We start from the raw sequence: 14,570 nt of genomic DNA, 5'->3' as shown, positions 1-14,570 counted from the left end.
TGGTTTTTTTTTAAAAAAAAAGAAACAAATTAAATAAAATTTAATTCAACAAGGAGCTGATATGCATAACGGTATAGAACCCGCATTTTGGTCAGTCATACCCTTTGTGTTGATATTGCTTGCGATTGCGATATTACCTTTAGTTGCAGAACACTGGTGGCATAGCAACTTGAATAAACTGATTGTTTCAATGGTTTTGGGGATACCTGTGGCTATATATCTGATTTCGATTGGAAGGTTAGGGGATTTAAAACACCAAATCATTCTTGATTACATTCCTTTTGTTTCGTTATTGGGGGCGTTGTTTTACATAAGTGGTGGGATTTTAGTTCGTGGGGACATTAAAGCCACTCCAATGAACAATACCATAATTTTATTCGTTGGTTCCGTAGTTGCTTCTTTCATTGGAACAACTGGAGCTTCTATGGTTTTGATACGTCCTTTGTTGAAATCCAACTCTGAAAGAAAACACGTTGTGCATACTGTGATTTTCTTCATCTTTCTTGTTTCAAATATTGGTGGACTTTTGACGCCTTTGGGTGATCCCCCTTTGTTTTTGGGATATTTACGAGGAGTTCCGTTTACTTGGACGTTTCGACTTTTCCCTGAATGGTTGTTTACTGTAGGTACTTTATTAGTCATTTACTATATCTGGGATAGCATCATGTATAAAAAAGAAACCAAAGAAGATCTCAGAGCTGATGATACACAAGTTGAGCCCATCACGATTAAAGGATATATTAACTTTCTTTGGTTGCTCGGTGTGATTCTTGTTGTTGCATTCGTCAATGAAAACTATGAACCCTTCAAATCCCTCATTCATGAAAACGAATACTATAAACTCATCCAAGTTCCTTTGTTTTTGATCTTAATTTTACTTTCAAAACTCACAACACCCGTAGAATATCGAAAAGAAAATGACTTCAACTTTTATCCTATTATCGAGGTTGCAGCATTATTTATTGGTATCTTCATTACGATGGTTCCGGCTTTGATACTCCTTCGAATTCATGGAGGAGAATTAGGACTTGATACCCCAATTGAGTATTTCTATGCAACAGGACTTTTTTCAAGCTTTTTGGATAATGCTCCAACGTATTTGGTGTTTTTCACTACGGCACAAGGAGCTCTAACTGTGCAAGAGTTCATACAAAATCATCCTATGCTTTTAGTGGGAGTGTCTTTAGGAGCTGTATTTATGGGTGCGAATACCTACATCGGAAATGCACCGAACTTTATGGTTCGTTCAATTGCCGAACAAGCAGGAATAAAAATGCCTAGCTTTGGTGGATATATGATCTATTCAATCTTGATTTTACAACCGGTATTTTTACTTATGGCATTGATTTTTCTTTTGTAGTTTAACTCTGGTTAATGAAAGTTTTCAACATCTGGATGGCATTCCAGCCATCCACTCCAACATCATAACTGAATTTTGTCACATAAAGATTAACATGATTTTTGATGGCATCCTCATCCATAGTTTGGGCATGCTTTTTCATGAAATCTAAAACCTCAAAATAATGGTTTTGTGAGTAAAGTAAACTTTCGCGAATCTTATCTTCAATAAATTCTTTATAAGCATGATATTCTTGATGTAATACAATACAACCCAAAGGGATGGGAAGATTTTTTTCCTTGTACCACCACTCGCCTAAATCCAAAACAAGATTTAGTGAATGCTTCTTATACGTGAAGCGTTCCTCGTGGATAAGGATTCCATAAGCCCTTTCTTGATTGTTCACGAGCAAAGGAAGGATTTGATCATAGCGAACGTAGTGAATGCTTAGTTTTTCAAAAGGGATTTTGTTTTCCTTAGAGAATTGGTGAAATAAAAAGTTTGCTGTTGTGTGTCTTCCGGGGATATAAATTTTGGATGTGTAAAGATCTTCCCATGTTTCGGCATGATTGAGAAAATTCGAAATCAGAATAGGACCACAATCATACCCCATAGCTCCACCAGCTGAAAGAATTATGTAATCCTGGAGTTTTACGGCAGTGGCACAAGAAACTTTAATCAAGGGCAGAGCTTTTTGGAAAGCTAATTCATTCAGAACCTCAATGTCATGAAATTGCCCCTCGATGAAGGGATTTTTCAAGAACTGATAAAAAATGAACGTATCATTCGGACAAGGTGTCAAACCAAAAGAAAGTTTTTTTTCTAACATAGTTAGGATTTCACAACAAAAGAAATCAACAAAAACAAAATCCCAATGGCTATCAAAATCCAACTAATTTCACTAAGATTTTTGTATTTTGCTCTATCCAGCTCAATCTCGCTAAAAATTTGAGGAATCAAAAATATCTTTGGATTCTCAAAAAGATCTTTAATTACGATGGCTTCTATTTGATCTCCTTCTTTGTAGCGGTAATACAAAGACGAAGATACTTTTTTGTTTTGAAATTGCTTTTTCCCTTGAAACCAAAAACTTAAAGTAAAATAATAATGTTCGTATCCAAAGAAAGATTTGTTTTGTATGGTTTCAATTTTTGCAAAAACACGATTTGAAGTATTCATAGATCGATGAATCAAGAATTCGTAGTTTTTTTTGTGTAAAAAAAGTTCAAACTCCAATAACGTCAAAAAAGTTCCGAAAACAAAAACCAGCATGAGACCATTCAAAAGAAAATATTTTTTGTGTAGAAAGTTCACAGAACGATTTCTAACCCTTCAATGGCAAGGTAAATATTCGGCTTTGAGGCATTCAATTTCTCTCGATGTTCAATCGCGTGCTTGTAGTTTTCGTAGATCATACTATCTTTATACGTAGGTTCGTGGTGGGTTAAAAACAGATTTTTCACTTTCCATTGGGTAGCACAGTTCACTGCCATAGTATTGCTTGTGTGTCCCCAATCAATTTTCATGAAAGATTCATCCAGAGTATATTGGGCGTCTAATACCAAAACATCTGCACCTCCAAAATATTCCAAAAATTCTGATCTTTCGATAAAGTCCTCTCCTGTAAATTCCACATCTGTTGCAAAGATAAAAGTTTTTCCGGTGACTTTATTTATAAACTTATAGGAAAAGCAACCCCCAGGATGTTTTAAAGGGAATGTGGTGATTTCTATTTCTTTTTCTAATGTAAAAATGCTTTTGGGTGGTATGTAATGATAAAATTTTTTACTAGCTGTTTTTGTAATTGGAGCTGGAAAAAATCTTTGTTCTGTCTGGTATTCCAATCGTTCTTGGATATCCGGAAAAGGTGAGTAAAAGTGTAAAGTATAATCTGGTAAATACAATGGCTTGAAAAATGGCAGACCTTGTATGTGATCCCAATGTGTATGAGTCAAAAAAATGTGGAGTTCTTTGGGTATAGTTTGTGATAGCCGGTTTGAATCATGAGATCGAGACGTCTCTTTTTGCATGGTTATGATTTCTTCCCCTAATACTCGAAGACCAGTGCCTGCATCGATGATATAAAACTTTTCTTTTGTTTGAACACGCACACACGTAGTATTTCCTCCAATTACATAAGAAAGATTGAGTGGGAGTCCTTTTATGAACGCATCGATTTGATCTTCTTTTATGGATTGTCGGATGGCTCGTTTTAGGATTTCTTTTATTTTCATTCGGTATTCTTTCGTAGAGAGAGGGGTGGGGATCGAACCTCGAACACCATACAGCTTCACTTTCATTCATTCTTTGTATTTTTTTCTATCTTTTTTATGTCAATGTTTTTTCCGAAAATTATGAAATTGAGTTTGATGTGAAGTAATGAATAAGTTTTTGTATTTTATGATCGAAAGTGATTTTCTTGTGCATCTTTATAATTATTAGGCTTTTTTTAAAATGATTCTATTTTTATATCGAAAACCCAAATTTTGAAAAATCTTTGAAACGTCGAAAACAAGAAACTCACTTCATCAACGAACAAGTCTTCAAATTTGATTTCATGTAAGACTCGAAAAAGACTTGGTTCTGCAACGGATAGAATATCTTTCAATTCAGATAAATTTTATACTCTTTGGGTACCTTGCCTTTTCAGTAAACATCCTCAAAAGAACCATCACTTTGCATTCTATGTATTCTTCAGGGGAGTTTTTATTTTGATGTTTGTAAGAAACTGTTTTGGTTTTACCATTGTTGAAAAATAAACTCACGTAGCCATCAATTTTTCTCATGGCGTCTGTATGCTCAGTTCCCTTTGGATCCACAAACAACAAGTAATAATGCTCACCTTTTACTAACCAAAAGATAAAATCAGGAATGAATTTCGCTATATTATTGCTTTTAGAATCAAAGTAGGGTAGGTAGATTTCAAACTTTCATCAATCTTGGAAAAAAACACCAATCAAACTGCTGAAAAAATGCATCTTTTCGTTTAGATGTTTTTCTAAAGAAAGGATAAATTCAAATTCGCCTCTTGTTTTTATGATATGTTTTAGATATTTGACTTTTTCTTTTTCAAAGGAAACAGCAACAGGAAGCTAATGAACACTAGCTCCTTCCATTTTTTACTAAGTCTTTGTAATAATCTTTCCAGCTCCGTTCCATATGATTATCCTATTAGACTTATATTCGACACAGCAATTTTGAAAGGTCTGCAAAAACTGTTCTCTTTCGTCATATTGTTTTCGTAAACTTATTTTTCAATCAGTCAAGTTTTTAATTATGATTTTTTGATAATATCAAGTGTTGCTTATTTTCTTTTAGTCGGAAGCTTGAGTGATTATCGAAATTTCACAATCTCAAATTCAAACTGGGTAATTGAATTTTTTCGAAAAAGTTTCGATAAACTTATAAAAATATTTACACAATACATTATCAAAAAATTATGGTCAATATTTTTTTTGTTTCGATGAGAAATCGAATGGAGTCGGGCTATGGCGAAAAGAGGTTCTGATAAAATGACAGTTGTTGATACTTTACAAGCGGCATATGCAAAACAGGACCTTTCAGAAGAAAGAAAAAATTTTTTAAAAGCATTCTTTGATGAAAAAAAGGATTTAACCAAAATCACCAAAGATGAAGTAGAAAACTTTTTCTCAATATTAAGAGAAATCACAGACAAAGTGGCATTAATTAACAGCACGTTTCCTTCTGACTTGGAACTGTCATTTACTCGTTTAGAGGAATTCTGGAGGGGTTTATCTCGATTAGACCTAAGTCAACTAAATGGGGAAATTCGTTTTTTGTTTTTGAGTCATCTTGCATTCCATCGTGAAAGCATAGCCGATATTATTTCAGAAGCCAGAGCCCTTTTGATAGAAGAACGTCGTGGTTTCTTAAAACGATTAGTGCAATATCACAAAGAATTCAATAACTGGTTCAAGCAAATCGAAAAGTAAAGAAAAACACATATTGACAAATCTAAAAAAAATTAAATATTGTTTTAAATGAAGAATAAAAAGTTAACCTCTCTTTTTTTTTTGTTTCTTTTTGGTTGTGCCAATTTGCAAGAAACGGAAATTCCAAGGGAAGTCTCACGATTTATTTCCATCCAAGATGAACAAAAAATTCAAAAACGAGTAATCAACTTAGATCAGAAAGAAAGTATTAAAAAATCTTTTCCATCGAAATTTATTATTGGCATTAAGAGTATGAAATACTCAGAAAATATCGACCCACAAAGTCGTGAAGCCATAAATACATTTTTAGATTATATTTTTCGTGCCATAGAAAAGCAATATCCAAACATTGTATTTCAAACAACAGAACAAGATGCTACTCATCATCTTCGGATTTTCGTGAAAGAAAAGAATCAAGAACAAGACAACGACAATTTTTTTTTCGAAATCCGATTTTTGATCCAAAACGAAAAGAAACGCTATGATTTCTCAGGATTGATGGTTAAAATCCAAAAAGAAGTATCAAAAAACCATGTTTTAGTAGATCCGAAGCGAAGTAAAATTCTATTTCCCATAAGTTTTCGTATGTTTACGAGTGATGAACAAAATGTTCAGGAATTTTTAAATAAATTTAAAGATTTCGGTTTAGGAAAAATATCGATTTACAGTTCTTATAAAAACGAGGCATGGATTTATCAGCAGGAGCACTTAATTTATCGTGGCATTACCCCAATCGAACTAGAACTACCCCAAGGCGAATATGAATTGATGTACTATGAACACAAAAACATTCCACAAAAAATCCCTTTCATTGTCGAAGAAGATCAGCATCATCGCATTTTGTTGCGAACTGATGATATGTTGGCATCAAATGTTTTGAATTTGTCATCGAATGATACGAGGTTTCAAATTTTCGTCAATGGTGAATCTTATGGTAGTTCTGTTTATCTTTCTGAAATTCCAGTGGGAAATTATGTATTGCGTTTTACTCTCGAAGACAAAAACAAAGTATATGATTTAGAAAGAGAAATCTATCTTTCACGAAATAGCCGTTATTATCTTTTTTACCCGAAGGATTACTATGTAGAGTTTCGTCCAAATGCTTTTAGGGAAGAGGATTCTTTTCTTTGGTTTGAAGAATCAAATCAAAAGCAAGAAAAAATAAAGTCAGTTATAAGCAAACATGGGCTGTTGATAGCTCCCCAAAAGAAAATATTTTCTTCTCATTTCATTTGTGATGATCTTGCTTTAGAAATGATTTTGGATGGTGAGGAATTTCAAATAATTTTGTATTTTGAAAAATTCCAAGTTCTTGTCCATAAGTCTCATAATTATTTACTTGTATATGATGGAAATGAACTGCTTAATCTTAAGCATATTTATAACTATCAGATTACCTACCCAAAGGAAGGTTTTTATCTTTATTTTGACTACGACACGAAAAGTCAGGAACTTTCTATTTTTGTTAATACTAAAACTCTCTACGAGAAAAAGATTCTTTCTAAATATGTAATGGTAGGTTTAGAAAACCAGTCAAACTCTGAGTTGGTTATCAAAAAGCTTTCTATTTCCAATCAAAAGTCTATGAATTTACTGAGTCGATGGTTTTACTTTACTTCTAAACGATGGGATTTTAATCAAAAACGCCAATGGGATATTCAACCTAAGCCATAGGAGGTTATAGTGAAGTATATATTTTTTTTTATCATTGCTTCAACTCTTCTTTTCTCGTGTCAAGCACCACCTAAAAAAGAAGTTACTCAACTTGTAAATGAACAAGAAAAAAAGCTAATAGAAGCAAAAAGACTTTTGAACCAAGCTAATTTGGAATATCAAAACCAAAATTATCTAAAAGCCATACAATTATCTCAAGAGTCCCTAAAAATCCATACAACATTTGATGGCTACTACTTAATGGGAATTTCGTATTATCGATTGAATGAATTAGAATCTGCTTTAGATTCATTAAAAAAAGCAGAAGTTTTAAATCCCAATCATGAACAACTCCTTCTGACGTTGGGTCTGGTTTTTTCCTCGTTGAATGATGTATCTTCTGCAATTGAACGTTTTGAAAGATTAGTAAAACTCTATCCCAAAGAAGATGTTTATGTTTATCGATTAGGATTACTTTACAAAGAAACGGGAAATTATGAAAAGGCAATTCCATTATTAGAGGAGCTCAATAGAGAAGATTTTGTTTATAGAAAAAATGTATTGTTATTGCTTGCGGATATTTACTACGAGAAAAAGGATTTTCAAAATTCTTCAAAATTTTATCAACAATTAGAAGCTATTGAACCTAAATCAGAATATTATCAAAGGGGGAAAGCTCAGTTAGAACTCTCTCAGTTGTTAGAAGAAGGGAATCGTGCTTTCCTTCAAAAACAATGGAGTGTAGCTGAACGTAATTATAAGCAGATCATCGAGAAATTTCCAAAAGAAACGATTGGTTATACGCAGCTAGGTATTTTATATTATGAACAAAAAAGATATCCTGACTCAGTTGCACAATTCCAAAGGGCATTGGAAATCCAGAAAAATCCAGAAGGATATTCTCTTTTATGTAAAACATTTTTAGAAATGTATCAGTTGATACAAACCAAAAGTTGTTTGGAAGAAGGGCTATCTCGATTTCCCAATGATATTAATTTACAAATCTTATTAGGACTTTACTATGAGAAACGCGGGGAGTATCGAAAAGCCATTTCTCAATTCATCAAGTTATTACAAAAAGATCCTCATTCAAAAGAACTCCACAAAAAACTTTATCTTTTATACTTAGAGAACAAGGATTTTCCCAAAGCAAAATACCATTTAGAACAATTTCTAAAACATTCCAACCTTACAGCTGAAGAAAAAAAAGAGGAGAAAAAGTTTTTAGCCTTACAACAAATCCAAAATGCTTATGAGTTCTTAAAAAAGAATGATTTCAAGAAAGCTAAAAGTTCCCTTGATTTAGCACATAAGACTTTCCCTTTTTATGGAGTGTCATTAGCTTATGGGGATTATTACTTTCAGTTGAATGATAATAAATTAGCAGAAAAATATTATCTTCAAGCCCTTGAAGAAGAAAAAACTTCTTTAGCGGTTCATCGTGCCCTTTCGGATTATTATCGAAAAACCAATCAACAAAAATACCAACAATTCAAAGAAACTATCAAAAAAATTGCCTCGAATCAAACGGAATTTGCTTCATTATACAATGAACTTTTGATTAAAGAAAAACAATACGATCAAGCCATTCAATGGAATATGGCATTAAAAAAACAAAACCCTCAAAATCAAATCCCAAACTTGAACCTAGCTTTAGTATACTACCACATGGCTTATGAAGAAAATCAAAGAAAAAATTTTGAGAAAGCATTAGAATATATCCAAAAGTCTATGGAACTCGATCCAGAAAATCCTCTTTATACTACAAGCAAAAAAATCATCCAAGAAAATCAAAAATACAAAAACCTAGTTCCCATACTACAAAAAGCTGAGGAACTTTATACAAAAGAAGAATACACAAAGGCAAAAGAACTCTATCAGCAAGTGTATCAAAAATGGAAAAAGCCCATGATTTTAGTTCGTTTGGCGGAGATTGAATTTCAAACAGGTAATGAGGTTCAAGGTTTCAAACTATTGACTGAAGCTCAAAAAAACCAACCAGATGAAGTTGAAATCCAAGAAGCTCTCTATACAAGATTGATTGAACTAAAGCGTTTCGATGAGGCAGAAAAGGGATTTCGTGAAATCATCAAAAAATACGAAGATGCTTATTTTTCTTATTACAAATTAGGGATTATCAAGCTTCACCAAAAAAAATATTCAGAAGCTTTGGTTTTTTTTGAAGACTCGTTACTCTATAAGCCTGACTTTTTTCCTGCAAAAGTAGCAAAAGGGGTAGCTTTGTATCATTCTCTTGGAGATGTTGCTGCTAAGAAATATTTTGAAGATATCTCACGTGAAGATTCGTATGAAGTGGTCATGGCGAAATTAAATTCTGCATTGATTTCTTTGAATCAAAATGAATATGATATTTCCAAAAAAGAACTACAATCTATAATAAAGTATTATCCTAAATTTAGTGAAGCATACTATTACCTTTCGTATTTAGAATACAAACAGCAAAATTATATCGAAGCCGAGAGACTTTTAAAAAAAGCAATAGAACTCAAAAAAAGAGATATTTATTACTGGGGACTTTTGAGGATTTATGAAGCTACAAAAAAAACAAAAGAAGTCCAAAGCTTAAGCTTACAGTTTTTAAGAGATTATCCTGATTCCGAGTTTTATGAAAGAGTGAAGAAACTCTACGAAAATTCAACGCAAAACCAGGTACCGTATGAGGTTTTTTATTCGAAAGAAATGCCAGAGATGAAATTACTTTCGACGAATGAAGGTCTCTTTTTTTATACTGAAAGAACCATCGCTTATATTCAACGTCACTCAGAAAAAATAATTTATAAACTTACTTTTAATGAAAATATCAAAGAAGTTGCCATAGATTATTATCTTTGGGTGGTGAGTGATAGAAGCATAGTTGCTTTAGAAATTCCAACTGGCAAAGAAGTAAAAAAATGGGAATTTTCATATAAAGTGTGCAAGGTTATAAAATATCAGCCTTTGATGATAGTTCTATCAAATAAAGACTGCGATAAGGAATTTTATATTTTTTACAAAGACAATTACTATACTGTTGATGCTGAACCGATGTTATACCATAAAGGTCATTTAATACTAAAAAAAGAAAATCAAGTTTATAAACAACTCGTAGAAAATAAAGACAAAAACAAGATTTTCGAAAAAGAAAAGGAATTACTATATGAAACATCCAATGGGGAAATGTTTTTGAATACGTTTAGATTTCATGATTATTTCTTAATAGAAACGAATAAATCGATATATTTATTAAGAGATTTTTCCATCGACGAAAAAATTCCAAAGTTAGAAAATCGTGAATATTTATTTTTTGATAACACAATTGTTTCGATTCTCAAAGATACAGAACAGGTTGAGATTTATCATTTTGAAAGGAAGGCTATTTGGAGTGGTAAACTACCTAAATTCAAAGTTAATAGTCTTTTCTATAGAAACGATAATCTTTATTTCATAGATAATACAAATCAATTACAAATTTGGAAAATCCAATGGGAAAATCAGTCTGTTGAAAAGAAGGTTTTTCCAGAAACAAAAGGCTTCAGAAGAGGACTTCTTTTATTTTATGATTGATTTATTATTGTTTCCTCAAAATCGATAAGAATATAACAAGGAGCAGTTATGGAAAATAAAGAAAAAGCTATTCGGTGGCGTTATTATATTGATAAGAAATTTCAGAATGATTTCATGATTCGATTTGCTGTATTGATTGTGCTTGTTTTATTGGGTACATTAATCGTTCTTTGGCTATTAAGGGAAAATCCTTTCATTTTGTTAACGAGAGAAGGTGGTTTACTCTTTAGTATGGATATACAAAACTCGATTCAATGTGTTCAAGAGAATGGGGAAATTATTCAAATTCCCAAACCAGGAAAACCTTATAATGCCTTTCAACTCTATTGGAAACCAATCTTGTTTACAAGCGTTTTGAATTTGTTGATCATTGTAATTTTTAGTTTATTTTATTCTCATAGTATGGCAGGACCAATCTTCAATATCAAACGAACATTGAGAGAAATGATAGAAACAGGAACGGTAAAAGAAATCCGAATCCGAAAAACCGATCAATTTCATGACCTAGTAGAAGTCATAAATGAATACATACGATATGTTAATACCAAAGAGAGGAAGTAATTATGAAAAAGCTTTATTTTGTTTTTTTGATTTTTTTTATGGCTCCTTTGTTTGGTCAAGAGACTATACCCATTTTCAATCGCATTCCGCCAAATGAAAAAGGGATAGAAGAAATCAACAAACTACTTTCAGACCCGGGAATACGTATCGAAGATAAGCAAGCAGCAGTGGATCGTTTGGCGGTGATAGTTCAGCAGATTTATGCACAAAATCCCAACTTTCCCCCTGAGAAAATGTATAACCCCTTGATTGGTGCTTTGACTCCCAATCCGAATGAACCACATCACCATGTTTTGAGGATTAATATTTGTCGTGCCTTAGGGGTATTTGCTATTTATGAAAAAGGTACTGAAAACGTGATTCCTGTTTTGGGAAGAAGACTGAAAGACGTAAATGAACATGAAGATGTTCGAATCGAAGCTGCAAGGAGCTTAGGAAGATTTTGGAAAAATACAAGTATGGCTTCAATTGAGTTAGTTGATGCTTTGAATATTGAGCTCCAAAGAGGACCGCAAGCTGATAATATTCGTCTGGTATCTGCTGTGATACAATCCCTAGGAGCCTTAGGTGATAAACGTTCTTTTGTTCCTCTTATGAAGGTAATACAGTCTTCTTTCCCAACAGGTATAAAAAAAGACGCTCAGGCTTCTCTTGAAAGCATCAAGTGGGATTAGACTTGAAATCCATGATGAATATGAAAGTGTTTCATTTCATCGATATGTATTCCTACTAATCCAGTGTTTAAAGAATAATGTGGAATTAACTTTTCCCATTCTTGGGGTAGATAAGGTCTTTCATAAATGGCTTCAAAAATGGAAGTAATAAATTGATATCCAATTTTCTTGATGTTTTCAGTGAAAGTGTAAAAATTTCCTGTTATGGTTTCGTTAGTAACAGGATGGGGAGCTGGATCAAAATTTTCGTAATCAAAGTGATTACAAAAATCGAAATCATAATAAAACAAAACGAATGTGGAATGTTTATATAGTTCCTTCTGAATGCCAAATAGCAACTTAGGAATAAAGTTCTTTTGAAATAGTTTTATTAATGAAATATGCATTTTATAACAATAATGAGTAAATTTTACAACTAGGTATTCAGAAAAAATGTTATCAAGAAAAGATTGTTTGATTGCTTTACCAAAATGATCTAGGATGACACTATCTTTCTTGGGAATCGTAAGTTTTTGGTGTAGGGAAAATTCTTTTATGGATTGTTTATAAATTTTCTTTAAGATAAATAAATCCATGCAGGTCTCGAATAAACGATGATTTCTCTGAGCAAAATTTTGAATTTTTGAGTCATTATGAAAATAGTGCCCTGTAATGGAGTAAATATAAGGATGAAAAACAATATCGGCGGCTACGTGAGTTAAATATCCTGCCACAAAACACAAAATTTTGTTTTTTAATTCATAGGGGTAGTTTTTTAAATCATCCAGTAAATGGTGGATAGGCTGCAAATTGTTTGAGGAATCATGTATTTTTTTCCCTATATCCATTTTGGCAAGCTTTTGGTAACTTTTATTCAGTGGCAGATAGTAGTAATAAATGTCGGGTGCAACAGAGCCATAAAAATATAATTCTTTATGTTTTGAAATGGTTTCTTGAATTTCTTCAGGTAGAATATCAAGTATCTGTTGTGCAAAGTAAATGTGACTAATTTCTTTTGGCATTAGTTAGAAATTAATAATTCATTTGTTTTAAGAAAATAAATAATTGATTACAAATTTTGATTTTTATAGGGTTTTATGACTTTCAGTTTTTCTTTACTTAAAAAGAATTTTGCCTTTGAACCAGGGGGAAAAGAGAAACTACACTCCGGATGAGAATCTACCACAATCACCCCATCCATTTCGGATATGATTTCTAATACATCATCTTTATGTAAAGTGCAATAGAGATATTTGAATTTATGGGTTCGATTGAAGCCTGGCTCTCGTGCAATGATTTTAAAATACTCTGCGTTTTTTGGGAAAGTGGCATCTTCATAAAGTTGGATGGAGTGAGGCAGACAATTATAAAACCAACCGGTGGAACCGGCACCTGTTGATAAAAGCAATCCTGAACTTTTTTGTTCTTCATATTCTTTTTGGTTTATGCGTATTAAGTATCGACTCATGGCTTCGGCAAATTCGTTTCTGATGATGGTTTCTGAAATGCATTTGCCTGTTGAAATTTTACTTCCATCAGGGTATTCAATGATGCCCTCTATGAGGGTCCACTCTTCGATGAGGTATTGATTTTCGTAGAATTTTTTTTTCTTGTAATGTTCGATGAATTTATCAACATGAAAATACAACAAAGCACCAGTAGAAGTTTTTGGATCTGAGTTAATACCAATGATGGGTTGAGAAGCAAATCGAGCTGTATAAATAAAATGATTATCTCCACCAAAACTTATAAGAAAAGAAAAATTTTTAACAAAGGGTATAGAGAGTTCTTCACGATAAATGAAAGTAGCATCGTGATTAAATGTTTTCATGAGTTTTTCTTGTGATTTTTTTTGTCTTACATGGGATGAATAAACTCTTTGAAAAATTTGATTTTGCAATCGATAAATTCTTTTTAATTCCTTGACGGAACCGTACTTTAATAAATCTCTTTCCCATTTGGTTCGCTTAAGTGAAACCAAAAAAGTTTTACTCATCTTTATTTCTAATTTATTTGTAAGCAGTATATATCACTGAAGCTCCAAAAAAAACTCTTTTGTAAGTGACATTTTGAAAGCCAACGGACTCAAGTTCCCTTTTGATTACATCAGGTGGTGGAAATTCCAAAGCCGAAGCTGGCAAATATGCGTACATGTTTACTTTCTCTTTTTGTAAAAAGTATCCAATCAATGGGATGAGGTATTTCATGTAAAAATAAGCAATAGGACGTAAAAATTTAGGTTGAATGTCTCCCACTTCTAAAATACCGAACCTACCATTGTCTTTCAAAATTCTATAAACTTCTCGAAAAAACTGGACTCTGTCTTTGACATTACGAACGCCATATCCCACTGTGGCTACATCAAAAGAGTTTTCGAATTCTTTAGGTAGATTTAAAACATTACTATTAAGAATAGCGATTTTTCCGTTTAGATTTTGTTTTTGAATTTTCTGGTTTAATAACTTCAACATTTCTTCGCTAAAATCACAGGCAATGACTTTAAAGTCTCTTTGTATATTGGGAGATTTTGCCATGTAAATGGCTATATCTCCACTTCCACAACATAAGTCAATCGCTCGTTCTACATTTTCTAAAGATAGGCTTTTAATTAATTTTTTCTTCCAGTTTCTATGCAAACGAAAAGTAAAAAGATCATTGAACAAGTCATAATACCTTGCAATGTCGTTGAAATTTTCTTTGACAAATTTTTCTTTAACATCCTGTTTAGGGAGAACATCACGAAGATTTTTCAGTTTTATCATATATTACCTTAAATTATTTTTTAACTTTGTCATTGAGAAAAAAAATTGATTTTTTTATGTAAATAAAATTAAAATGCCATAAATG

Annotated in this window: 12 protein-coding genes and 1 pseudogene; 6 read left to right on the top strand and 7 right to left on the bottom strand. The window is 32.3% G+C overall.

Going from position 1 to position 14,570, the window contains the following annotated elements:
- Window positions 1-85: 85 nt before the first annotated feature.
- Window positions 86-1,360 (top strand): annotated as a pseudogene (locus tag NZ853_05135) (sodium:proton antiporter).
- 1 nt (window position 1,361) lies between these two features.
- Here NZ853_05135 and NZ853_05130 read toward each other — a convergent pair.
- From NZ853_05130 to NZ853_05115, 4 genes are all read right to left on the bottom strand, one after another.
- Window positions 1,362-2,168: a hypothetical protein gene (locus tag NZ853_05130; GenBank protein ID MCS7205059.1), complete on the bottom strand. Its 807-nt coding sequence runs from the start codon at window positions 2,166-2,168 to the stop codon at window positions 1,362-1,364.
- A 2-nt stretch (window positions 2,169-2,170) separates the two neighbouring features.
- Window positions 2,171-2,611 (bottom strand): hypothetical protein, encoded by a 441-nt coding sequence (locus NZ853_05125; GenBank protein ID MCS7205058.1) that lies wholly within the window; start codon window positions 2,609-2,611, stop codon window positions 2,171-2,173.
- A gap of 38 nt (window positions 2,612-2,649) precedes the next feature.
- Entirely contained in the window at window positions 2,650-3,639 is a 990-nt protein-coding gene (locus NZ853_05120) for an MBL fold metallo-hydrolase (protein ID MCS7205057.1), read from the bottom strand.
- A gap of 309 nt (window positions 3,640-3,948) precedes the next feature.
- Window positions 3,949-4,164, bottom strand: a complete 216-nt coding sequence (locus NZ853_05115) for a hypothetical protein (protein MCS7205056.1) — start codon at window positions 4,162-4,164, stop codon at window positions 3,949-3,951.
- Window positions 4,165-4,827: 663 nt separating this feature from the next.
- Between NZ853_05115 and NZ853_05110 the strand changes: the two genes are divergently transcribed.
- Genes NZ853_05110 through NZ853_05090 form a run of 5 tightly spaced genes read left to right on the top strand, consistent with a single transcriptional unit; the run spans window position 4,828 to window position 11,744 of the window.
- Window positions 4,828-5,292 (top strand): hypothetical protein, encoded by a 465-nt coding sequence (locus NZ853_05110; protein ID MCS7205055.1) that lies wholly within the window; start codon window positions 4,828-4,830, stop codon window positions 5,290-5,292.
- Between the two features lie 48 nt (window positions 5,293-5,340).
- Window positions 5,341-6,966, top strand: a complete 1,626-nt coding sequence (locus tag NZ853_05105) for a hypothetical protein (protein MCS7205054.1) — start codon at window positions 5,341-5,343, stop codon at window positions 6,964-6,966.
- Between the two features lie 9 nt (window positions 6,967-6,975).
- The gene (locus tag NZ853_05100) at window positions 6,976-10,509 is read left to right on the top strand and encodes a tetratricopeptide repeat protein (protein ID MCS7205053.1); all 3,534 of its coding nucleotides are present in this window, start codon (window positions 6,976-6,978) and stop codon (window positions 10,507-10,509) included.
- A gap of 48 nt (window positions 10,510-10,557) precedes the next feature.
- A complete protein-coding gene (locus NZ853_05095) occupies window positions 10,558-11,070 on the top strand; it encodes a hypothetical protein (protein MCS7205052.1) in 513 nt (170 codons plus the stop codon).
- A gap of 2 nt (window positions 11,071-11,072) precedes the next feature.
- Complete coding sequence (locus NZ853_05090; protein ID MCS7205051.1) at window positions 11,073-11,744, top strand: HEAT repeat domain-containing protein; 672 nt, start codon at window positions 11,073-11,075, stop codon at window positions 11,742-11,744.
- Here the strand turns inward: NZ853_05090 and NZ853_05085 are convergent.
- Genes NZ853_05085 through NZ853_05075 form a run of 3 tightly spaced genes read right to left on the bottom strand, consistent with a single transcriptional unit; the run spans window position 11,741 to window position 14,485 of the window.
- Window positions 11,741-12,745 (bottom strand): zinc dependent phospholipase C family protein, encoded by a 1,005-nt coding sequence (locus NZ853_05085; GenBank protein ID MCS7205050.1) that lies wholly within the window; start codon window positions 12,743-12,745, stop codon window positions 11,741-11,743. The two genes, NZ853_05090 and NZ853_05085, sit on opposite strands and share 4 nt — an antisense overlap.
- Window positions 12,746-12,792: 47 nt before the next feature.
- Window positions 12,793-13,719 (bottom strand): NAD+ kinase, encoded by a 927-nt coding sequence (locus NZ853_05080; GenBank protein MCS7205049.1) that lies wholly within the window; start codon window positions 13,717-13,719, stop codon window positions 12,793-12,795.
- 13 nt (window positions 13,720-13,732) lie between these two features.
- Window positions 13,733-14,485: a ubiquinone/menaquinone biosynthesis methyltransferase gene (locus NZ853_05075; GenBank protein ID MCS7205048.1), complete on the bottom strand. Its 753-nt coding sequence runs from the start codon at window positions 14,483-14,485 to the stop codon at window positions 13,733-13,735.
- Window positions 14,486-14,570: the final 85 nt, after the last annotated feature.

Source organism: Leptospiraceae bacterium, from assembly GCA_025059995.1.
Taxonomy (GTDB): Bacteria; Spirochaetota; Leptospiria; order Leptospirales; family Leptonemataceae; genus SKYB61.
This window is presented reverse-complemented; position numbering and strand designations above follow the sequence as displayed.